The sequence below is a fragment of the Vibrio halioticoli NBRC 102217 genome, assembly GCF_000496695.1.
Lineage (GTDB): Bacteria > Pseudomonadota > Gammaproteobacteria > Enterobacterales > Vibrionaceae > Vibrio > Vibrio halioticoli.
Map to the genome: position 1 here is coordinate 56,389 of NZ_BAUJ01000004.1, position 25,387 is coordinate 81,775.

3 protein-coding genes are annotated in these 25,387 nt (G+C 47.5%); all 3 read left to right on the plus strand.

Features of this window, described 5'->3' with window-relative positions; all coding sequences use genetic code 11:
- Nucleotides 1-94 precede the first annotated feature (94 nt).
- The 3 genes from VHA01S_RS01930 to VHA01S_RS01940 all read left to right on the plus strand — a co-directional run bounded on the left by VHA01S_RS01930 (nt 95) and on the right by VHA01S_RS01940 (nt 25,132).
- Nucleotides 95-24,223: an LEPR-XLL domain-containing protein gene (locus VHA01S_RS01930; RefSeq protein WP_023402662.1), complete on the plus strand. Its 24,129-nt coding sequence runs from the start codon at nt 95-97 to the stop codon at nt 24,221-24,223.
- Between the two features lie 217 nt (nt 24,224-24,440).
- The gene (locus tag VHA01S_RS01935) at nt 24,441-24,728 is read left to right on the plus strand and encodes a BrnT family toxin (protein ID WP_023402663.1); all 288 of its coding nucleotides are present in this window, start codon (nt 24,441-24,443) and stop codon (nt 24,726-24,728) included.
- A gap of 83 nt (nt 24,729-24,811) precedes the next feature.
- Nucleotides 24,812-25,132, plus strand: a complete 321-nt coding sequence (locus VHA01S_RS01940; RefSeq protein WP_023402664.1) for a hypothetical protein — start codon at nt 24,812-24,814, stop codon at nt 25,130-25,132.
- Nucleotides 25,133-25,387 lie beyond the last annotated feature (255 nt).

Consider the following 25,387-nt stretch of genomic DNA (forward strand, 5'->3'; position numbering starts at 1 on the left):
CTCTTTGAGCTGTGCATTTTTGCTTTTAGAAACGCAATAACCGCATAAAGCATATGGGTATCTGCGGTGGCAGAGCTCAAGGAAGGTTAAAGTTATGGATAGACAAATGGGCGCAAATCAATCATCAAAGCAAAGCATTAAGGCCATTTCACAACCTCGCTTAACGAGTTTGATGAATGGAATTAATCGTGCCATTAAGTCATCTCGCTGGGGGTTAACTCCTGCACAAAATAATACTTTTGCCATTGAGCAGTTAGAGCCGAGATTGCTTTTATCTGCTGATCCTTTAGCAACCTTAGTCGCTGACTCCAATGACGTTACTTTGCAGGTAGTAGAGAATGCGTCGAGTGAGCAGTATATCCAGCTTATCAATAACAAAGACAATGGCGCTGTGTTGGGTGAGCGCAAGCTCGACAGTATTGGCGCGGCTAGCGTTATCACCATTACCGGTTCAGCTAGCGACGATACATTGACCGTAGATCAATCCTTCCTTGATCTGGGTGAAAGTAATTTTATTGTCCAATTTGATGGTGGTGAAGGGACTGATACTGTGGCGTTAGGCAGTACGGTCGTCACTAGTAACTGGCAAATTAACGGCGATAACGAGGGCAATCTTGGTGACAATGGCACGGTGGAGTTTTTAAATACCGAAGCCATTGAAGCGACGCAAAGTGATGACTCTATCCATGTTTTAGCCGCCTTAAACAACAGCTACAACTGGCAAATAGGTGCCGAAGGCGAAGGGGTTGTTTCTACCTTAGATGACCAAGTCGGCGGCATTTTAGACTCTGCTAGCACCACGAGCATTAGCTTTAAAGGCTTTGATGAACTCGGCGGTAGTGGCAGTGATTACTTAGACTACAGCCTTTACAGCCAAGGCGTCAGCGTTGACCTAGAAAATGAGTTGGTGAGCGGTTTTGATAGCGTAACGGGTATGAATACGGTTATTGGCTCTGATTACGCCGATAGTTTTGTCGGAGATACCAACGACAACGTTTTTGTGGTGGGCTTTGGCGATAGTGTCGATGGATTTGGCGGTTATGATACCGCTTTGTTTAGAGACACTGGTAGTACGGGCATCGATCTACAGGCTCAGCTTGATAGTGACAATGCCGATGTAGATTATATCTATCAAGGCGGCAGTTGGGACGGCGCCACCTTTACTGAGACCGAAAACCAAAGCATTCGCTTATTCGATTTAGCCCTGCTTTCCGCCGAGGGTGGTAGTGGTGACAACTATTTCGATTTTTCAGCCTCTGAGCTTGATGTGCATTTGCTTGGCGGGGCGGGTGATGACTACTTAATCGGTGGCATCGGCAACGATGTCTTTATTGGCGGCGCAGGTAGTGACGTTATAGACGGCGGTGAAGGTAGCAACGAACTGATTGCAGTACGCGCTGCCAATGTAGTGTTCGATGGCGACACGCTTAAAATAGGTGACACTGAAACGGACACCTTGACCGACATTGATAACATCTATGTTAAGGCATTATCCAATGACGATGATGTTAGCGGTTATACCCTAGATGCAAGGCTTGCCAATGATTACGACATCACTTTAGAAGGCACAGAACTTGCTGATAGCATTTATGCCTCAGCTTATGGCGATACCTTAATTGGTCTTGGCGGCGCAGACACCATTACCGCAGGCGCGGGCGTAGATACCGTGCAAGAAACCTTTGATGGCCGCGCGAGCGTAGCTGTGTCTGGTGTGGATTATGAGTTGGATCTGTCGCATGGCGAAAACGAAATCCTTTCTATTTCATTGCCGACCATCACCAGCGGCTCTGGCTACACCTTTACGACGCAAGTCGATGGACAAAGCATAGTCACTGATGAAATTGCTTGGGATGCTCGCGCCCGTGATGTGTCTCGCGCTATCGAAAAAGCACTGGATTTGGCCTACGGACAACTTATTGTCACCACCGAAACTGACGGCTTTAGCATAGAATTTGCCGGCCTTTATTCGGGCCAGCCAATGATTGAATCTATTACTTCGACAGGTAATGTTGTCACTTCAGTCTCTCAGACGGGCACTAAGGTTTTGGATACCTTAGTGGGCTTTGATGCCAATGATTATTTGGATATTGAAGGTAGCGTGGGCGCGGATGATGTCGATTTATCGGCATTTGCAGGTAACAGTAAAATTTCCACTCAGCAAGGCAGCGATACCATTGTTGGCGCACAAGGGATCAACCTGATTGATGCGGGCAGTGGTGACGACTTTATTTATGTCTCTGGTGAGTCAAACGACATTATTATCGGTGGCGAGGGTGAAGATACCCTGATTGCCGATATGAGTAGCAATACAGGCGCGGCGCATAGCTTTGATCTGGATAACAATATTCTGACCACAGACTTAGCCATCATCAATTTGTTGGGCATTGAAAGCACCGAACTCATTGGCTCAGATGGTGATGATACCTTTGATGCTACCGACTTTTCGGGGTTATCTGAAACTACAGAGATTAACTTACTCTCCGGTTGGAGTGATGTTAGTGATTTTTCGCTGTTATTTACTTTAGATGATGATAGCGCCGTTCTAGAAATAGACACCCAATCCGCGCAAACCCTTGAAGAGTTGATCGCCATGATCAACATCGCCGATGACCGAGAAACAGGGGCACTGTTTGCTTCGTTTGATCAGCAAAGTTCATCGCTGTCGATATCGGGTCTGTCTGGGTTAAATGTCTCAGGTGATGACACTTCAATTTTAACGGTATTAGGCTTAGACCCAGATATAATTTCAGGCTCTATGCTGACAGGGGTTAGCCTAAGTTTAATAGCCTCAGCGCAACTGAGCACACAACGTGGTAATGGCGGCAGTGATACCTTTGTCGGTTCGCAAGGGGTGGATTGGTTTGTTATTGATGATGACGATCTATCGGTTACAGGTTTAGGCGGTTATGATCGCGTTTCTGCCTCTAGCACCGCTACTCACACCCAAGTTGATGTCGCAGATGATGCTTTGCTGTGGAAGGGCGACGCACAAACCGATAAAAGCGTTAGCCTAGATAGTATTGAGCATGCCGAAGTGATTGCCACCACTGGCGCCACTGTATTGGATGCCAGCAGTGCCAGTATTGACGTGACATTAGATGCAGCGCAAACCACCGCCGAGTTAAAAGGCAGTAGCGGCATTAATGAATTTCGCATTGATGTGGGCGCGCGTACCGCACTTGATATTGTCAACGTGACTTTATCAGACAGTGCAACCAGTAATGATGTGGTCTTTCATGGTGGCAGCGATGTCTTTGATGTTAACGACTTTAGCTTTGTCGCTATTACTGGCGATAACTTCTCTTTCGTCAATGAATCCAGTGGCGATTTAAACATTGATTCAAATGTCTTTTTAGTCGGTCAATCTATCAAATTTGAAGCAGGCGGCACTATCACGGTCAGCGCTGATGTTGAAACTGATGATAGCAGTGATACCGCAGGGGATATCAGCTTTTATGCTCGCCATATTAAGGTTGAAGACGGGGTTAATATTTCCGCGAAAGGCCTGTCACTAAGTCAAAATGGCGACATCAACATCATAGCGTCTGACTCAAGAAACGAAATCAAAGGCATCGGTTTTTATAACTACGATAATGTCAGTGCCAGCGTCACCATTGGCGCAGCAACCATTGAAGGTCGTGACGTTACTATTCTCGCCTTTGCCGAAACAAACCCTGATAGCCCAGTTAACTACGGTGGCGACACCATAGAATCTGATGAGCTTAGCATTAAAGACTTTAAAGCTGAGTTAGAAGGTTCTTCATTGTTCGTTGGTTACTCTCGCTCTGAGGTCGATACCACCATTACCATTGATGAAAATGCCATCATCAAAGGGGATAATGTCACCATAGAATCTCGCTCTATTGCTCGGGTTAAGTCTGAGCCGTTAGCAATTTTGTTCTCGGTGGCGATCGGCAGTATTCGCTCTGACGCTAACGTAGAAATGAACGGCACCGTGATTGCCGAAGGTGATGTATTAATCACCTCAAAAGTTGAAAACTACATGAAGGTGGCTGCAGAACCTTACTTTGGGTTTAAAGGCTTTGCCGCCAGTATTGCGGTTGGCTTATTAGAAAGTGATTCCACTACTTTAGTCTCTGATTCTGCCACCATTATCGGCGAGGGGGATTTAGAGGTTTCTGCTTACACCTCTGATTTCACTTATGTTGGTGCGCTGAGTGATGCGGGTGCAAAAGGTAAGTTGGCCGCCAGTGTAGCTGTGCATATTGAACACGGTGATACCAATGCCACGCTAGCCGGTAATGTGATTGTAGCGGGTGATTTGACGGTTAGCGCTGAGCAAAAGCAAGGCCGAGTGGATGGCGTATGGGGCACCGAGGTTGAAGCGATTGTAGATCGCGTGCCAAGCATTCTGAATAACTTTACCGATAAATATAAACAAAAAGCCGCTAACGCACTGGCTAAGACCATAGTGCCAGAATTTATCACCAAGCGTGTTGCCCCAAGTGATCGTCTTAAAGCTACAAAATTCACCCTAGGTATTGCCTTTGGTTATGCCGATGATACCAACAATGCTAATGCGCTGCTTGGTTTAGCCGATAAGAGCTCAGATATCCAAGTAGGCGGCTCTCTGGCGCAAAATGCCAGCGTGGAAAGCCGACAGCTGACCAGTGTGTCTTCAACCTCAAGCTCAGTATCGCAAACCTCACAGCTTGCCGGTTCAACGGGTACTAAGAGTGAGTTCAGTCAGGTGCCGTTTGGCGGCGCTGTGTCGGTAATGATTGCCGATATGGATAACAATGCCAATGCATTGGTGCAAGGCAACACCAGTTTAGATGTGCTGGATAAATTTACCCTAGATGCTAAAACAGAAAATCTCACCGGCCTTATCAGCCCAGATACGACCTTTAAATACGTAAAACCTGACTACATTCAGCCAAGTGATATCGATACGGATTACACGGTTAACCCTGGTGACTTAGTTGGTTTTCATTACAAAGATTACGATTGGCAGCAAGCCAACGAATCTCAGCAACCGGATATCGGTTACTTAGGCGCAGTGTACAAATACATTGGTGATGAACAACAAACCTTACGTCTAGCGAGCACCGACTTTAGTGATGTCAGCAAGTGGGAGCTATTGGGTGACAAGGTCACTAGCTTGCCGAGTCAATTGCTAGGTGGTGATTCCGATCTTTATCTCATCGATAACACCGTTAAGTCAGAAGCGGCGGGGGCAAAAGTCTCTATCGGTCTTAACTTTGCTTATTTAGATGTGACGCAAAATGCTAATGCGAAAGTCTTGGGCACGGTGCAGATAAACCAAAGAACCGACCTTGAAAACACCTTTGATGAAGTGACCGAGGATACGTATCACCAGATAGTGGACGCATTTTTAGGTGACTTATCTGCGTCCAATCGTGATATCGCCATCAAATCAGATACCATCAATCAACAAGTCGATTATGTGGGGTTGATGACGGCGACTAACTCAAATATCCCCATTTTAAAAACCATTTACGAGAAAACCGGTCAGTCTGAATCCCTAAACGGTGCTGGTGTCAGCGTTTATATCAACAACGTGACCCTAAACAGTAAAGCGATTATTGAAGATGGTGCTGTGGTGTACGCCGATGATCTCAGCGTGGATGCAGATAGTAATGTGTTTGCCATTAACCTAGGTTATTCAGCCGGCTACGGTAAAGGCACCTTAGGTCTGTCAGGCTTGTTTATTAATAACATTGTCGATAGCAATGTGTACGCTCAAGTTGAGTCTGGCGTTGATCTTATGGTCGGCACGCTCATCACCAATGTTGGCAGTGTTGAGCGCTTGAGTGTTACCGCAGATAACCGAGTGGACATTATTACCATTGCCGGAGGCGGTGCTTCGGGCGGCGCCATTGGTGTGGGCGCATCATCGATTGTTAATATCGTGACTAAAGTAACCAAAGCGGAAATTGGCTCGCAAGACGCTAGCAGTCGCAGCGGTGATATCGATGTTAACGGCGATGTCAAAGTGGCGGCCAGTAGTGATGGTTTCATCATTGGTTCGGCAATTAGCGCTGCGTGGGCGACAGGTAAAGTGGCGCCATCGGGCGGTGATACCCCAGAAACCAATAACAGTGCATACGGGATTTCAGTCTCTGGTGCGTTCATTTTTAATATCGTTGATCACACCACTTCCGCTTCTATTTATAACTTGAACAGCTTAAATGCAGAGGCGTTAACTCTCGATGCGACTGATAATGCGGGTGTGTTTGCTTTCCCAATCGCTTACTCAAGCTCAGAGGCGCAAAAGTTTGCCTTGGCGGCAGCCGGTATTGGCCTGCGCAATGATGTCGATGTAGATATTGATGCCGGCATTTCCGGTGTTAACAGCCTTACTTTAAATAATCTATCCATTGATGCTATCAACAACACGACTGTGGTCAGTGCCTCGGTTTCAGCGGCGCTATCGGGCGTTGCCGATACGCCTCCTGGCTCGAACAGCAGTAGCATTGCCATTACCGGTAATGTGTCAGTGAACAATGTGATTAACGATATCGATGCCTTCCTAATTGATGTCGATTCAGCCTCAATTAACGGAAAAGATAGCAATAATTTCGCAGTAGATATTGAAGCAAAAGATACCTCAGAAGTGTACGCGGTAGCACTCGGCGTGGCTTATGCGGGCAATGGCACGGTGGCGGTGACTTACGCTGAAAACACCATTGATTCAGATATTGACGCCCTAATTAGCAACGTTGATATGGACGTTGCAACAGGTAAAGTGCGCAGCCAAGCCAACAGTGAAGCGGATATTTTGTCGGTAGCGATTGGCGCAGGTGTTAGCAAAGATACCTCGCCAAACTTTGATACCAAAGTGGGCTTATCGGTTGCGGCCGCAGTCAGTTACAACACAGTGCGCATGAATACTCGCTCTAAAGTGGTTGATAGCCTGATCACTTTACCAAGCGAAGATTTAGACACATCGAGAATGGACGTTAAAGCGCATAACGACAGCGATATTATCGCGGTAGCAGTTGCGCCTTCTATTGGTTTACAAAGTGGCAGTGAAACAACAATTACCTTATCGAGCAGTGGTGCTTCGGTAGAAAATGAAGTGTATGGCGACACGATTGCACTGGTTGATGGCACCACCATCGATCAATTTACAACGTTAAATGATGCATCTGTAGCAGAGAACGGATTGTTTGTGAGCGCCGATGCCTCAGGTGACATTAGCGCCACGGTAGTCTCTGCTTCTGTTGCATGGGCTGGCGCTACCACAGGTACGGGGGTCTCCGGCGGTATCGGAGTGGCATTAGCGGAAAACTCCATTGGTGGTGACAACGGCAATGCGAATGCGATTAGCGCCACTATTACCGATTCTAGTGTCGACCTAAGTGGCACGGTCGATACGTTTGCCAAAAGTAATCAAGAGATCACCGCCGTCGTGGTTGCAGCATCAGTGGCGCTAGCGAACTCAAACGATGGCGTGGCAGGCGCATTAAGTGGCGTGGGCGCCTCCACCGATAATACGGTAAAAATTGATACTACGTCAGGCATTACGGCTACCCAAGCGAATCATAGCGTGATAGCTGATTCGATTTCAGTAACAGCGCAAGACACTAGCACCATTACTAGTGCGGTGGTCGGCGCTTCTATTGCCGGCACTTTCTCGGCAACGTCAGGTGCGGTCAGCCTAAGCATTGGGGTTGCGCTGGCGGAAAATGACATTGAAAACAATACGGTTGCCTTAATTGATAATGTTGATATTGGTGCAAGCGATGATAGAGCAGGCAATGTCAGTGTGTTAGCGACCACTAATGCCACCATTACTGCAACCTCAGTAGCGGCATCGTTTGCGCTAGGTTGGGGCTCTGGCACCATCAGCGCCAGTGGCGCAGGGGCCAATGCGGTGAATACCATCACGGGCGGTACTAGCGCGACTCTTGCGAATAGTGATGTATGCAGCTCGGGTGACCTGTCAGTCACGGCCACCAACACTTCTAAAGTTAATGCAGAAATTGCCGCGGTATCGGTTGCCGGTGCGGTCGGCACCGATGGCGGTTTAGGCGTCTCTGTAGGCGGCGCAGAAACTGAAAATAATATTGGCACCTCAGGCAATCGCTTGGGCGTTATTGCCAATATTTTGGATTCAGATATTGATGCGACAGGCAATATTTCGGTGACTTCTACCGCCGATCTAGACATTGATGCGGGCGTTGGTGCAGGCTCAATGGCGATTGCCGCAGGTGGCAGTGGTTTTGGCGTAGCAGCATCGGGTACGGGTGTTAGCGCGGTTAACAACATTTATTCTAATGTAGATGCGTATGTAGATAACAGCTCTGCTGCCAATCAAACCCTGAAAGGTACATCACTGACCGTTAACGCAAGTAACGTCTCAGATATAGATTCTGTGGCAGCGGCGGCAACGGTGGCGGCAGGCTTTAGCTCTGGTGGCTCAGCGGCTATCACGATTGGCGTAGCATTGGCTCGTAACGAGATAGACAATAATACCCGTGCGTATGTAGCAGGTGCTGATGTTGATTTGGCAACGGGTGCATTAGATTTAGACGCTAGCACGGATAATACCATCGATACATTGTCAGTGGCGGCCTCATTAGGCATTGCCTTTGGCGCGGGTGGCGGCATTGCGGTCAGTGGCGCAGGTGCAAACTCTATTAACTCCATTAATGGCGAGACACTGGCCTACCTTGATGGAGCCGATGTAGAAAGTGCGGGTGCGGTAACCCTTGATGCTGAGAACGTTTCGGATATCACTGCAACGGTAGCGTCTGTGTCCGTGTCTGGCGGCGGCGGTTCTGGTGGTGGCGTTGGCGTATCCATTGGCGCTTCTGTTTCTGAAAATGAAATAGGGACCTCGGGCGATAAACTGGTTGTTGCATCCTATATTCACGACTCAAGCGTGGATGCCTCAGGCGCATTATCGGTGACTGCAAATGGTGAAATGACCATTACAGCAGGTGTTGGTGCAGGTGGTATGGCTGTGGCTGGCGGCTCTGGTGGCGGTCTTGCTGGTGCAGGTTCAGGCGTTGTGGCAACCAATGATGTTTATGCCCAAATTGACAGTTACATTGATAATTCAGGTGCAAGTAGCGCCAGTATAGACGCGGCAAGCATTGCCATTAGTGCAACCAGTGAGTCAACCATTACCGCAGAGCTCGGCTCCGCTTCATTAGGCATTGCGGGCGGTGCTGGTGGCGGCGGTACATTAACCATCGGTATCTCTATTGCTGACAATAGTGTGGATGTTGATACCTCTGCCTACATTAAAGGAGCGGGTTCGGTTGATAGCACTGGCTCAATTTCAGTCTCTTCTAATGCAACTAACGATATTGACGCCACTTCTGTAGCGGCTACAGCCTCCTTTGCCGCAGGTGCGGGTGGTGGCGTATCTATCAGTGGCGCAGGCGCAGAAGCGGTAAACAGCATTTTTGGCGAAACCCAGTCTTATATCGAAAATTCACAAATTGATAGTGCCAGTAAGGTAGATATCACCGCCTCAGATACTTCTGATATTGATGCTACGGTAGTCGCGGTTGCGGTTTCTGGCGCAGGTGGTGCTGGTGGCGGTATTGGTGTGGCGATTGGCGCGGCGCTTGCAAGCAATAATATTGGTAATAGCAGCTCGCGTCAGAGCGTACGTTCGTATGTGAAAAACAGCGGCATTAGCGCTACAGGTGCATTAAATCTAGATGCTGACGGTAACATGACGGTATTTTCCGGTGTTGGCGCAGGCAGTATGGCCATTTCAGGCGGTGCAGGTGGCGGTTTATCTGGCGCAGGCGCTGGAGTGAGCACAGTTAATGATATTTACGCTGATGTTGAAACCTATATCGACAATAGCTCAGCCTCTAGCAAGGTTATAGATACCGGCTCGGTCAGCTTAGATGCGGATAATACCACTTCAATTACCGCAGAAGCCGGAGCTGCATCATTGGCAGCTGCCTTTGGTGCGGGCGGCGGTGTTTCTTTAAGTGTCGGTGTAGCACTGGCGCAAAATACCGTTGATGCCAATACCTCAAGTTACATTACCGATGTGGGTGAGTTAAGCAGTGGCGATATTAGCGTTACTGCGACTACCGACAATACTATTACCGCGACCTCTGTAGCTGCTTCCATTGCCGCCGCAGGTGGCGTGGGTGGTGGCATTGCCATTAGTGGCGCAGGCGCTGAAACGGCCAATTATATTTATGGTGATACCAGCGCGTATATCGCAAATAGCACTATTGGCGCATCTAATGTCACAGTGGATGATGTGGACGTTACCGCGGAGAACACTTCTAAGATTACCTCAACCGTTGCGGCAGTGTCGGTCGCAGGTGCAGGCGGCGCAGGTGGCGGTGTCGGCGTTTCTCTTGGTGGCTCAGTGGCCATCAATGACATTGGTAAAGAGAGCGATCGCATAACGGTGCAAAGCTATGTCGATAACAGCCAAGTGTATGCCACTGGCGATATGAATATCGATTCTACGCTGGATATGACCATTAATTCAGGAGTTGGCTCTGGCAGTGCCGCTGTGGTTGGCGGCGCAGGTGGCGCGGCAGTTTCAGGCGCAGCAGTGCGCGTTGAAAATGAGATGTATGCCGATGTTGATAGCTACATTAAAGACAGCTCACAAGTGAATGCCGCTGATATTTCAGTGACCTCTTCAAGCACGTCAGACATTGACGCGACAGCCGCAGCAGCAACCATAGCTGGCGCTTTTGTCCCTGTCGGGTTTGCCATCTCGATTGGCGCATCACGCGTAATTAATGTTGTAGATATCGACCTAAACAGTGATATCGACAACTCTGATTTAGATGCCAGTGGCGATTTCACGCTCACGGCAAGTTCAACCGATGATGTGAATACCCTAGGGGTCGCAGCTTCGGTTTCTCTAGGGCTAGGTTTTTCTGGCGCTGGGGTCTTTGTTGAAAGTGAAGTCACGGGTGATATCAATGTTGGTATGACAGATTCGGATATCACGGTGGCAGGTGATGGTGAAGTGAAAGCCCTTGCCAATGCTAAACAAACATCGGAAGCCTACGGCATCTCGGCTGGGTTTATTTCTGCCGGAGTGGTATTTGCCGATAGTGAAACCGATGTGGATACCTTAATCAACATGTCGGCCACCGATTATCAGGGCGGTGATTTAACCGCGATTGCGAATGCTACTGAAAATAACTATGTGCTCGCGGTAGCAGGTAGCGGCGGTGTATTAGCCGGAGCAGGCGTTGGCGCAGAGACGAAATCAACCAGCAATACCAAGGTAACGGTCGATGATGAGTCATCGATTATCTTGGGTGAAAACTCAGGCACTGGCGTATTAGACATCAAGGCTGAACATATAGCGCAGTTTGATGCCAAGGTCGTAGTGGCATCTGGTGGCTTACTGTCTGGCTCAGGTGCTGAGATTGACCATGATATTACGGCCGATGTCGCCGTAGTATTGGGTGATGGTGCAAGCAGTAGTGATAATCTAGTGATTACCGCCTCTGACATTAATGTGGATGCTATTAACCGTGCTCAGAAAAATCAAAGTGGGCGAATCGATGTCGTCGCGGTAGGTCTTGCTAGCGCCGCTGGCGCAGACAGTCGCACTGTATTGGATATGGCAACCACCATTGATGTGGGTGACGATGCTGAGCTTACTGCTTGGGGCACTGGCGATGATGACGGCATTGCGTTAAATGCGTTAAATGATTTAGACATTACCGATAAAGTGGTTCTTAACGCCACTGGCGCTCTGGCCGGTACGGGCGCAACCCTGAAAATCAGTGATGATGAATTGCTGGCAAAAGTGCGCATTGGCGAGAACGCCGTGTTAGTTACTGAAGGTGATTTGCAGTTATCTGCCCGAGGTCAAGGCACGGCAGTAGGTAATGTTGAGGCAGACTCTAGTGGCGCGGTATCGGTGTCGGTCACCAACGCTACGGTTAACCTTACCCCAGTGAATACAGTATTGATTGATTTAGGCGCAGACATTACCTCTTATGGTGACGTTAATATCTCAGCCGGTACTGATACTGATTTCAATCGCGATGATTATAAAGTTCACGCGCTGATTGATAGCTTCTCCGATAGCGTTATTCCAATTGATGATGCGGGCGCGTTTGCCACTTTATCGCAAGCTAACAGCATTGCCATTGCTGCGGGCGCACATGTAAAAACCGCTCGTCAAATGAACCTGCACTCAGAGCGTTTTGGCTTTGCCGATATGGACGCGCAAACCAAAACCGTCAACTGGGCATCGGCCATTGGTGGCACTGCCGACCTTGGCGGTGAGGTCACTATTGGCACTACAGGTACGGTCAGTAATGCCGGTACGTTAGAAACGGGTATTCGCCGTAATCAATCTATTGAATTTACCAGTTTAAATGATGATGGTAGCGTTGATGAGGTCAGCAAAACCGATGGCATTAGCTTCTCAACCTCAATTGAAGCACTTAGCTCAAGCCTATTTACAGACCTTGAGTATGCCGAAGAGCAGCTCTCTATCTTTAATGATGGTGAAGCCACTGATACTGATATCGAAGCCTTCTACAAATCCGAAATTGACCGCCTACAACAAGAGTTGCTAGCAAAAGGCTTGATGGACGTTACGCCAAGCGGTGAATACTTCTCTATCGAGCTGTCGACTTCTGTGATTACCATTGACGACATTCATGCAGAAGCAGGACGCATTGATATTCGCTCTGGAGAATACGCCGATACCGGTACTGTGTTATCACCGGGCGATGCGTCAGTTTCAATTATCAACCACACTCTTGCCTCGCTAGTGGTGAATGACATCACGATTCCGCAGGAAAATGGCGGGGTGTATCTCAATGGCGAAAGACAAGATGTCGGCACAGACGATGAGCCGCTTATTAGCATCATCAACGATGTGGATCTAGCTAAAGAGCAAGCCGAATTGGCGCTTAGCCTGCCAGATAACAATGCGGTACTGACATGGCCATCAATCACCTTAAACGGCGAAGTCACCAACCGCAGTGGCAAGCTTGAACTGAAAAGTTTAAGTGGTGAAGATTCAACAGCACTAGGTAAAGGTGACATTAATATCTACGCTGATATTGATGTGAAAGAGCAAGTTGTGATGACAGGGGGCTCTACGGTAATAAGCCTTCCACCGGGTTCGGTGTATTCTGTGGATGGCGCTGAATACGCCAAATGGAATGCTGAGATTGGCAACAATGGTCTTGATGAAGCCTCTGATGCGGATATCGCCGATCTTATTGGCCGCTCAATTACAGGCCCTAGTATTTATGCAGATAATATTTCAATTACCGCTGAATACATCAATATCAATGGCAAAATTCAAAGTGGTAAAGAGAGCTTTAATCTCACCATTGATAAAGCGATGGAAGATACCATTGATGCACTAAAAGCGAAGGGAGCGACCGGTCTAGTGCGCCTTGATGTGGCGAGCGAAGATTTCTCGGTTTTCTATGACGCCACTAACGATCAAATTGTGGTGGGCGACATGCGTGTTAGCGGTGGTTACATTGAGCTTGAAGGGCACATTTTAAACACCAACAGCAACTCTGAAATTGAACTGTTGGGTGGCTACGCTGATATCGATGTGGTGAACAATACCGACCTTGATGTGAAGATCCTTGGACTGGATGCATCACAACGCGGAAAAGGCACATTGATCATTCGTGATAAAGCCAAAGGCACATCAGATAACCCATTAGAAACCACCTACATCAAAGATGAAAATGGCGTAACTGTCACCACCAATGGCGTTGCTAGCACAGGTTCGGATGATATGACTTACGATCCGAAATCAGGCTGGCGTTATTCTTGGACTATGGGCCAAGAGCAATTTGAACGTCGTTATACCACAGAGGCAACCTCATCATGGTTAGGCATTGATGCCTTTGCTAAAGATCCCGATGACGTGGTATTTGATGGTGAGCCAGAGCCATTAGGTTCGCCAACACTGCGTGGCGAAGGGGCTTATTTTGAATATGTACCGAGTGATTCTGATGAAGACTACACCTTTGATACCAACCATATTGAGTTGACGTCAGAAACCTCTTTAGTGCGTAAATGGACTAAGAGTACTTGGTGGGGTAAGAAAACCTATTACGCCAAATTCGTTAATGAAAGTAAGGTGCGTGATGAATCAACGCACTCCATAAAAGCCGATTACGGCGTTGCGATTACCTTTACCGGTAAAGAACAAGGCTCTATCGATATCGTGTCCAATCAAGGCGGTGATGTGATAGTGCAGGGTGCGATTAGTAACACGGAAGGTACCACTACAATTACCACCAATGCCGGTATTTACACCCAAGCGACTGGCTCGGTCGGCAGTAAAGATATTGAGCTCACCGCGTCTTATATTGGCGGCGTAGCGCAAACCAATGTCGATGGCAGTATTGATGCTGCGAGCACCGCATTGCGCACTAACCTTAATAATGACGGTAACGGTGGCATTACAGCGCGCACTTACGATGGGCGCATTAATATCGTAGAAACTGATGGCCCATTGGTGGTCAACAATATCACTTCTGCGGGCTCCTATGGTCTGGCTAATGATACTGGCGGCAACGTTTATCTTTCTGCTGTCGGTGGCATTGAAGCTGAGTCTGGCAGTAACGGCATTGTGCGCGGCGGGACGATCTTTATCAGCTCCGAAGCACATGTCGGTTCATCGAGCCAAGCCTTAGTGGTCGACAGTGGTGAAGGTAACAACGATAGCGTTACGGTATTGGCTATTAACGATATTTACCTCAGTGAACTTGATGGCGATTTTCTTGCTAAAGAGATCAGCAGTAGCGCAGGTGATGTCACTATCAATGTCTCTTACGGCTCTTTGGTGGATGCCAATAACACCACTGCCAGAGATGAGCGCACCTATGAAGAGTTGAGTACTGGCCTATGGGAAAACCTAGGGCTGATTGCAGGCAGTGACTCAGCGCAAGATAAAATTGATAATGTGATTGATGCCTATGTGACCGCGCGTGAGATGGAGTACAGCACCTACTGGAACATCCGCAATGGCCAATTTGATGGCACTTATACCGCAGATGAAGAAGTCAGCTTATCGGTGGATGAAGAGGCTTATTACCGCGAAGTGTATCAAGCAATTGGCACCGAAGACGGTCTGACGGGCGATGCACTACAAACCTTCGTTGATGATGCTATCCAAACCTTAGTCAATAAACGCACCGCAGAATATCATGCACTGCACGCCTCTTATGGCGGTGAAGCGTACGATTCTGAATATGAGTATCAGCTAAGTGATGAGAAATGCGCTGAACTTTCAGGCAGCGTGCATGTGTGGACGGAAGATGAACTGACCAACCTGATCAGCGGCAGTTTGCTAAAACCGATCACCAATACTCAAGCCACTATTGAAGATGCCAACATTTCAGCAGCCGGCGATATTACCATTGTCACTAAAGACGACATCGGTACTGCGGTAGGCTCAGTTGAAATCGACCTTGATGGCGATTACACCGACGATGAGCGAGTGCAATTGGCCGCCGCTGAACGAAACGATGTGTACTTCTTATTAGAAGAGCGCGCGCAAAACGTCGAAGTAAATGTGATTGAAGCCGATAGCGGTGATTCGCTAGTACGTACTAGCGGCAGTTGGATTGCTGATGGTTTTGTGAGTGGTATGCAAATCCGCATTGCAGGTGACAGTGGCAATGCGAACGATGAAGGCAGTTTTTATGAGATTGCTTCGGTCACAGCAAGCACTATGACGCTGACTTCAAATGCATTAAGTGTAGAAATTGCAGTGACCATGGATGTGGCGGCAATCAGTAGTACGCCAGATTTAACCACCTTAATTAATACGCAAAACGAAAGCTGGGTAAGCCTTGGCTTAGTGCAAGATAGCTTTGTTTCGATTGGCTCTGACATCTATCAAGTAAATCGCATTGCTGAGCAGGTGATAGATTTAGAAGAGGTTGACCCAAGTATTGCCTCATCGGTAGTGGCACTGGATGCGGGCGATTACCGCATTGCCAATGTGAACAAGATTGTGATTGACCAGCGTGAAGACATTGATGTGTTGGTCACGGGCGTGATTAGCGCCACAGCGAGCGGCAATGTGTATTTAGGCTCTGAGCAATCTATGGCGATTGGCTCAGTCTCTGGTGACAATGTTCGCATCAAGTCCAAACAATCGCTGACCGATACCACAGGTACAGCCGCTTCGATTTCTGCGAGCAGCACCTTAATTCTTGAGGCAGGCTCAGGCGCCATTGGTAGCGCCAGCAATCGCATCAATATCGATTTAGGTAATGATGCCACTTTGACCGCTCGCGCCGAGCAAGATATCTACATTACTGAGATCAACTCAGACCTCAATATTGCCACCATCTATTCAAGTGGCGGCAAGGTGGATCTGCAGGCGTTAAACGGCTCTATTTTAGATAGCTTTAACCATGAGTATGAGAATATTCGAGCGCAAGACATTACCCTGACCGCAGAGGCAGGCAGTATTGGCGCATTAGGTAATCTGCTGGATATTAATCTAACCGGCGGAGTATTAAATGCGACGGCGCAGAACGATATTCGCATCAATGAAACCGACCAGAACCTAGATGTTGACCATGTTGAGTCTGCGCAAGGCGATGTAGAGCTTGCCGCACATCTGGCTATTTTGGATGCGGTAGCCGACGATGCCTCCGAGATTGCTGATATTATTGGCGCGAGTATCTCGCTGACCTCTCGCTTTGATACCGTTGGGCAAATTGGTAACGACATTGAAGTGGACTCGGGTTCAACCCAAGGTGAAAACCTAACGGTATCCAGTGCCAATAACACGCACCTTACCGAAACTCGCGGTGACTTGTACTTAAATACCATTCAAACGGGCGCTGCGGCGATTGCCTTTATTGCCGCACCAGCTGGGCGCATCTTAAACGACAGTGCCAGTGGTAATAACGTCATTTCTGGCAAAACCTATCTGTTTGCTTCATTAGATATTGGTAGCAGTGACAAAGCACTCGCGACGCAAGTGGGCAATATCCAAGGCCAATCTACAACAGGCAGTACCTATATTGAAAATACCGGTGCACTGAATGTCGGCGGTGTAGTGGAAGGTATCTCTAGCGGCTTTAGCGCAGGCGGGGAGATCAATATGATCACTCGCAGCCCGCTGACGGTTACGCAGAGCATGACCGCCCAGCAGGATATCAACCTAACCTCTACCGATAACTCCGACTTTGATGACATTACCATTGTCTCAGGGGTAAGCTTGCAAACCTCGCAAAACATCAACATTAATTCAGGTGACGGCTTTACCTTACAATCAGGTGCAACCCTGCAAGCAGACCTTGATATTAATGTGCAGATAGACAGTGGCGACACCGGCGATCAAGATGCCAATGTCGGCGCAAGCATAGATATTCAAGGTGCAATGACCTCAGGTGGCGACATTAATCTATCAGCTGGTGATGACCAAGATAGCTTAGTTATTCAAGGCAGTTTGGATGCTACCAGTATTGTGGTGAACATGGGCGCAGGCAGTGATTCTGTATTAGTGGATACTCAAACATTGCTTGGCGACGCTCGCATTAACACTGGCAGTGGCGATGATGAGATTACCATCAATCAGCTGAACACTCGTGAAGATGCGCTAGTGCTTGATGGTGAAGGCGGTACTGATCACTACATTATCAATCGCAGTGGCAGCGACAAAGATTACGTTATCGATGTGCAAGATTCGGGCGCACAAAACGATGGCGCTGATGTACTGACCTTAAACGGTTTGGCAAGCGATGACATTTTCTTAATTCGCGCCAACTTTGTAGCCGCTCTAAATGATGACGGCAATGGCGGTTACAGTGATGCTGTTGAGCGCATTAACTACGATGGCAATATCAATGCGCGCTTGATCATCAATGGTCTAGACGGCGCAGACAACTTCTACAGTGACGATACTGGAACCATAGTCACCTTAGATGGCGGTGCTGGTAACGATTCATTCCAAGTCGGTCAGCTATTTGGTAGCGATCGTCAAGCCTCACTGGGCACAGTTGCCGCAGGCGATGAGATTGAGACCACCGAAACGACGCTAGGCTTCTTAAGCCGAGGTAATAGCCTACCGATGATCATTTACGGTGGCGATGGTGAAGACAGCATCAAGGTGTACTCAAACAAAGCGGTCACCAAGTTGTACGGTGAAGCGGGCGATGACAGCTTTGTGGTACGTGCTTTCCTACTTGCTGATAGCGGTTTAACCAACAACAGCGTGGATGTGGAACTGTTCGGTGGAGAAGGTGCTGACACTATCGAATACAGCATTAACGCGGCGCTGAAAATTGATGGCGGCGCAGGTAGCGATAAGGTCGTGGTGCTAGGTACAGAAGGTGATGACAACTTTATGATCACCGAAGATGGCATATTTGGCGCAGGTTTAAATATTGGTTATCAAGGGGTGGAATTTGCCGAGCTTGATGGTCTTGAAGGTGATGATACTTTCTATATTTTAAGCACTAATGCGGATGTAGAAACCACCATCATTGGCGGTCTAGGCGCAGATGTATTTAATGTTGCCAGCGATGTGACTCAGCCAATTGTCTCTTACTCTGTTGAAGGTCGTAGCAGCTTTATTAACCACAGTGTGTTTAGTGATGATGACGCCTATAACGGCATCTTTGTTGACGGCGTTTCACTCAATGTAGCCAGTGAAGAAAACGGCGCTATTGCGGTGAGTTCGCAACAGTTGACGGTAGATGAAGACAGCCTGACCGATAGCTATGATCTCTCTTTGAGCATTGCTGAGCCAAATGTAGCGACTGTCGCTTACGTGACAGTATCGGCGGCGCGCGCCTCTAGCAGTGATAAAGACAATACCAATGGTCAAGCAGCTAGCATATTGGTATCAACCGATAACATTAACTTCTATGAGTCGTTGGTTGTGACTTATGAAAGCGGCGTGAATTGGCAAGATAACACCACTATTTATGTGAAAGCCATCGACGATAGCGCGATGGAAGGCGAGAGCGAATATGTCATTAGCCATAGCGTGAGCAGTGATAATCCAGACTTTGATCGTCTTGATATTGCCAACGTGGTGGTGAACGTATTTGATAATGACCAAGCCGATATCATCCTAATGCCACAAGGTAGCGACCAAGTCACTGAAGGCGGCACAAGCGCCGTGTTTGATGTGCGCCTTGCCACTGAGCCAGAAGTGGGCGAATTGGTAACGGTTTCTCTAAGTGAGATACTTGGTGACAACCTGCTTTCTCAGCTATCACTGAGCGATACAGAGCTGGTGTTTGACCATAGCAATTGGTCACAAACACAGAGCTTTAGCGTCAGTGCTATTGATGATAGTGCGGTAGAAAATCTGTATCAAGGCAGCATTAAGCTCACCACAACCAGTACCGTGACTGATTCGCAATACAATCAATTAGACGATACTGAGCAAGTGCTGTTTGTGACAGATAACGACAGCGGCGCGGTGATTGTGACGCAAACTGATGGCTCAACCTTAGTCAGCCAAACTGAAACTGATGAGTACAGCTTAGTATTGAGTAAAGCGCCATCGGCTACAGTCACGGTCAATCTATTAAACGACGGTCAAACTCTGTTTAGCAGTGAAGACCCTAGATTTAATGCCGATGACAATACGGTGAGCTTTGATGCCAGCAATTGGGATCAGCCGATTAGCATTACCTTATCGGTAAATGAGGATTATCAAGAGCAAACTGGACAGCCAGTACAAAACCCGCCATTGCAACCGCATACGTTGACCGGCATTCAAGGCAAATTGATTATCGAAGGGGGCGTGCCGCAAGGTAAAGCTCGCGCTCTTAGTGTGGCAATTATGCTACCAAGTGAAACCGACAGCGAACTGCCAATTAAGAACATTGAAGTGAGCGAGGTTCTGCAAACGGATGTACTGAATATCTTTAACGATGGCAGTTTAGAAAATGACAGCGGTATCCTTTCTGATACTAGCCTTACCGGTTTAGGTATGGGCGTAGGCATTGAGTATGCCGATGTTGAAGTGGTGGAACTGCTATTAGGTCAAGGCGATGACAACCTAACGATTACCGATACAGCAGCGGACGTGATTACCGTAGTCCACGGCGGTGGCGGTAGCGATACTCTCAGCGTGACGGGTAGTGATGCGGATGGCGTGCTGATTTTATTGGGTGATACCACGCAAAACGGCTTTACCTACAATGCCACATCCGATGAAAAAACCGATAAGGCGCGCGAGTTCAGCAATCCGGGTAACGACATTTTGGATGCGTCAGGCGCTGGTGGCTCTGTCACTATCTTTGGCGGTCAAGGCAACGATACCATCACAGGTAGTGAATTTGGCGACCACCTTGCAGGCGGTTCTGGCAATGACCAGATCTTTGCACTCGGCGGCGATGATCATATCTATGGTGATGCTGGATTTAATATCGATATCACCACCAGACTGGATTTGAGCACGCAGATACTTAGTGTGGTAAATCTTGCCGATGTGGAAATGGATAATCTTGATACTTCCGATAGCCTAGCGGTGGGTAATGACCGCATAGATGCCGGCTTTGGTGATGATATCGTGATTGCTGATAAAGGCGTCATTAATCAATCCTCTGATATCAACCGTATTCTTTCCACATCCTTGAGCGATGTCACGAGTATAAGCAATAGTGGCTTTACGCTAGGTGGCGATGACAGTGTGCTAGGCAGTGCAGGCAATGACATTATTCTTGGCGGTAACGGTCAAGATACGTTATCGGGTGGAAATGGTGTTGAAGGCGCGGCAGTTGTTGGCGTAGACAGCGATATCATTTTAGGCGACATGGGTAGTGTGCTTATAGATGCAGGCTCGGTGAGCTTAATGAGCACCTCCGATACTAACCATGGCGCTGATGATGAGATTTACGGCGGTCAAGATGATGACATTATCCTAGCCGGCGCAGGCAGCGATTATGTTGACGCAGGCGCAGGTAATGATTGGGTGCTAGGCGACTTTGGTGAAGTCGATCTTAGAAATAGCGCCATTATCTTAAAAACGGAACAAGGTGATGAGCATGCCTTCGGTGACGATGAAATTCATTTAGGCACTGGCGCAGATAGCGTATTGGCAGGTTTAGGCAGTGACATCATCACTTCGACCTCGGATGACACCCATGTAATTGCTGACAACGGCACATTGACCTACAACGGTCAAGGCGTACTGCAAAGCGTTATTTCTACTGACGCACTTTTAGGTGGCAATGATTCAATCACACTTGGTGATGGACAAAACCTAGTTATCGCAGGCTTTGGTGACGATACCATTACTACAGGCAGTGGCGATGACGCCATTATCGGTGATAACGGCAGCGTACAGCTTATCGATGGCGTGATTCGCAGCATGCAAAGTAGTGATACTGACAACAGCACTGCGGGCGCTGATACCATTTCGGTTGGCGCAGGCTCGGATAGAGTCATTGCGGGTCTTGATAGCTTCTTGGAAGAGTATGTGGAAACGCCAAATGGCATCGAAATGATCACGAGCTTCAACAGTGACAGCGTAGAATCAGATTCTGGAAACACCCACGTTCTGGCGGATAATGGCATTCTTACCTACAACGCTGCTGGCATTTTAGTGAATGCAAAATCCACAGAGGAATCGATAGGTGGGGACGACACCATCACCTTGGGCGTTGGTGACAATCTAGTTATTGCCGGTCAAGGTTCTGATGACATCACTACCGCTGAAGGTAACAATATTATCGTGGCGGATAACGGTGAGGTGAGCTTTAACGACCTAGGCATTTTAATCCAGGCTAACTCGACGGCAGTAGAGCAAGGCGGTGATGATTCAATCGATGCAGGTAATGGCAACAATATTGTAATTGCAGGTCTAGGTAACGATGACGTTATAACAGGCACTGGCGCAGATACCATTGTCGGCGATAACGGCGAGCTTAACTTTAATGATGCAGGTGTATTACTAAGCGCAACATCGACTGCTGTAGAACTAGGCGGTGATGACTCAATCGATGCAGGCAATGGCAACAATGTTGTAATTGCAGGTCTAGGTAACGATGACGTTATAACAGGCACTGGTGCAGATACCATTATCAGTGACAACGGCGAGCTTAACTTCAATAATGCAGGTGTATTACTAAGCGCAACATCGACAGCTGTAGAACTAGGCGGTGATGACTTTATTAATGCTGGCGATGGTGACAACCGCGTGATTGCAGGTGTTGGCAACGATGAAGTGCTAACAGGCAGTGGCGCAGATACCATTATCGGTGACAACGGCGAGCTTAATTTCAATGATGTAGGTGTATTGCTACGCACAACATCTACAGCTGTAGAACTGGGCGGTGATGACTTTATCAATGCGGGCGAGGGTGATAACCGAGTCATTGCAGGTCATGGCAATGATGAAGTTATAACAGGCAATGGTGCGGATATCATTGTTGCTGATAACGGGGTAATGTCATTTGATGATGTGGGCACTTTGCTAAACGTTGAATCTACCGCGCTAGAGTTCGGTGGCAATGATGCGATTATGGCAGGCAATGGCGATAACATCGTGATTGCAGGCTTTGGCAGTGATGAGGTAGAAACAGGTAGCGGCGCTGATGTGGTGTTTGGTGACAACGGTCAGCTGGATCTTATCGATGGCGTGATTCGCAACATGCAAAGCACTGACCAAGATGAGAGCACAGCAGGCAACGATGTGATTGCGCTAGGCTCAGGAGATGACCGCGTAATTGCAGGCTTAGGTGATGACTCTGTTGTTTCAGCGTCTGGCAATACCGAGCTTATCGCTGATAACGGCGTACTTACTTACAACGCCAACGCGATTTTAACCTCAGCTCGTAGTACGACCGATGAGCTAGGCGGTAATGACAACGTCAGATTAGGTGAAGGCGATAATCTAGTGATTGCAGGTAATGGCTCTGATGTCATTACGACAGCAAACGGCGTAGACATCATTATTGGTGACAATGGGCAAGTGAGTTTTGATGAGCAAGGCGTCTTAGTACAAGCCAAAACCACGTCATTGGCACTGGGCGGTAAAGACACTATCGATGCCAGTAATGGCGTCAACTTAGTGCTTGGCGGCTTTGCTGATGACACCATTACTACCGGTGATGATAACGATATCGTGGTCGGTGATAACGGTGAAGTTGATTTTGTTGACGGCGTACGCAGACTAATTACCAGTAGCGATACTGAAAATATGACCGGTGGCGATGATGTGATTAGCCTTGGCGCAGGCCAAGACCACGCTATCGCGGGTGTCGGGCAAGATGAAGTCCGCAACGCATCAGGCGAAAGCATCATCATTGGTGACGACGGTTATATCAGCAATGATTCTAGCGGTCGTTATATCGAAGTTGCAACGGGTGACTCAGAGCTTGGCGGCGATGATATCCTGTTTGGCGGTAGCGATAGAGATATCATCTTTGGTGGCTACGGCGCAGATCTGATAAACGGCGGCGCAGGTAATGACATCTTAGGTGGCGACGGTTCAAAAGTTGCCCGAGAAGAAGACGGCACCATTGTCTTTGAAGCCATTGACCTATTTGAAGGTGGCGCAGATACCTTAATTGCAGGTGATGGACAAGATTACTTGCAAGGGCACAATGGCAGCGACTTCTTCTACGCTAACTTAAGTGATGATGTATTGGTCGGTGAATATGGCCGCTTTACCTTTGTCGAGCTAGACGGCGAGGCGAAACCTGAATCAATTGTCTCGTTAGCGAAAGGTCAGCTTGATTTAATCAGACACTTGCAAACAGGCTTGTTTAGCGGTTATGCCGATGAGGTTTACTCTCAATCAGCTTACAGCGACATAGCGAAAGAGCGAGCTTCTGAAGAGGCGCAAGTTGAGGCTCAATTCACTCTAGAGGCGGAATTAGCCTTTGCCGAAATGGGCACCATGTTCTTACCAACCAGTTCCGGTGGCGGCTCTACAACAGCGTCAACAGCGCAGACACAGCCAAGTGAAACGCAACCTCAAGCACCTGCTGAAGAAGCAATTGAAGAGGAAGCTATTGCAGAGCCTGAGCAAGAAGCGACACAGACACCAGAGGCAACAGAAGCCGCGGTTTCTGAGGCGATGATTGTTGAACCATTTATGAACGCGCAGTTTGCGCCAATAAACGGTGCAGCACAGTCAATCGATATTAGCGCTGAGCAAGAGACGCAACAATCTGATGAAGGCATTAATTTGGATGTGGCGGTAGCAAGCCTTGTGGGCGCATCGAGCTGGATTGTGGCTAAAGCGTCTAGTCCTCGTCAAAACAATACTCCGAAGATGCAAGCAGGCTTGCGCAAGGGGTAATTGTATAAAATGCTGCGGGTAAAAATACCCACAGCATCAATCGGTTATGTTATATGTTGTTAGTGTTATGTCATAATCAAATTGCTATATATGTTGGCGCAGCATTAGATGGTTATGTGTACCTGCGTGCTAATTAAACTTGAATATTTGTATATACAAAGTATATACTTTGCCTTATTGTATATATTCAAAGCCTTGAACGAAAACGGAGGTAGATTTGTCTTTAGAAGATACAGTTCCTCAGAGCATTAAAGCTAAGCTCAAGGTAAAACATGGCGTTAGTCTCTCTGAGGTTGAAGAGTGTTTTTCGAATCGAGAAAAAGGTTTCTTAGAAGATACTCGCGAGCAACATAAAACAAACCCAGCGACAAAGTGGTTTATTGCAGAAACAGATTATGCACGTAAACTTAAAGTCGTTTTTATAGAGTTTCCTGATCGTATTGAACTTAAGACGGCATATGCTCCGAATGAAAAAGAGATAGAAATTTATAATAAGTACGCCTAAAGGCATCTTCATCAAGAAGACAAAGATACTAGTTAAAAGTTAATAATATAATTAAAAAGGTAGATAAAATGAGGAGTCCCACTATGAGCTTGATGAAAGATACAGCTGAAATAGAAGCATGGGAGTCAGGCAAACTTGGTAGAAGCGAAGAGTTTGTAAGGAAGTCAAGCAATGATGGTGGAAAGCTTGATGACAAGTTAGGCTTGCAAATGATTTCAATTAGGTTACAGAAAAGTTTAATTGAAGACTTGAAAGATCTAGCAGAACTTAATGGAATAGGTTATCAGCCACTTATGAAGCAAATCTTGAAGCGTTTTGTAGACGCAGAAAAGAAGAAAATCTTAAGAGAAATGGCTGTTGAGCAAAGAAATATGGAAGTTGAATTAAAGAAAGAAGCTATGTAGTAAATAATCTGTAAAGCATTTATGAGTGACATCCCAACGTTTGGCATTTTGGTTCAGCGTTGGGTTTTTTGTTTATGGCATAACGGTTTTTAGAGGTTTGTGCTGATGTTAATATTTTGAGAGGACTGGATAAACAGTCTATATAAGGTATTTTCGTAGGTGTACTAGCCCCCAGCCCCTTAATAAAGCCAATACCTTTCACCATCCACCTAGACACTTTTAATAAACAAGACTAACTTTATCAATGGGTTGGCG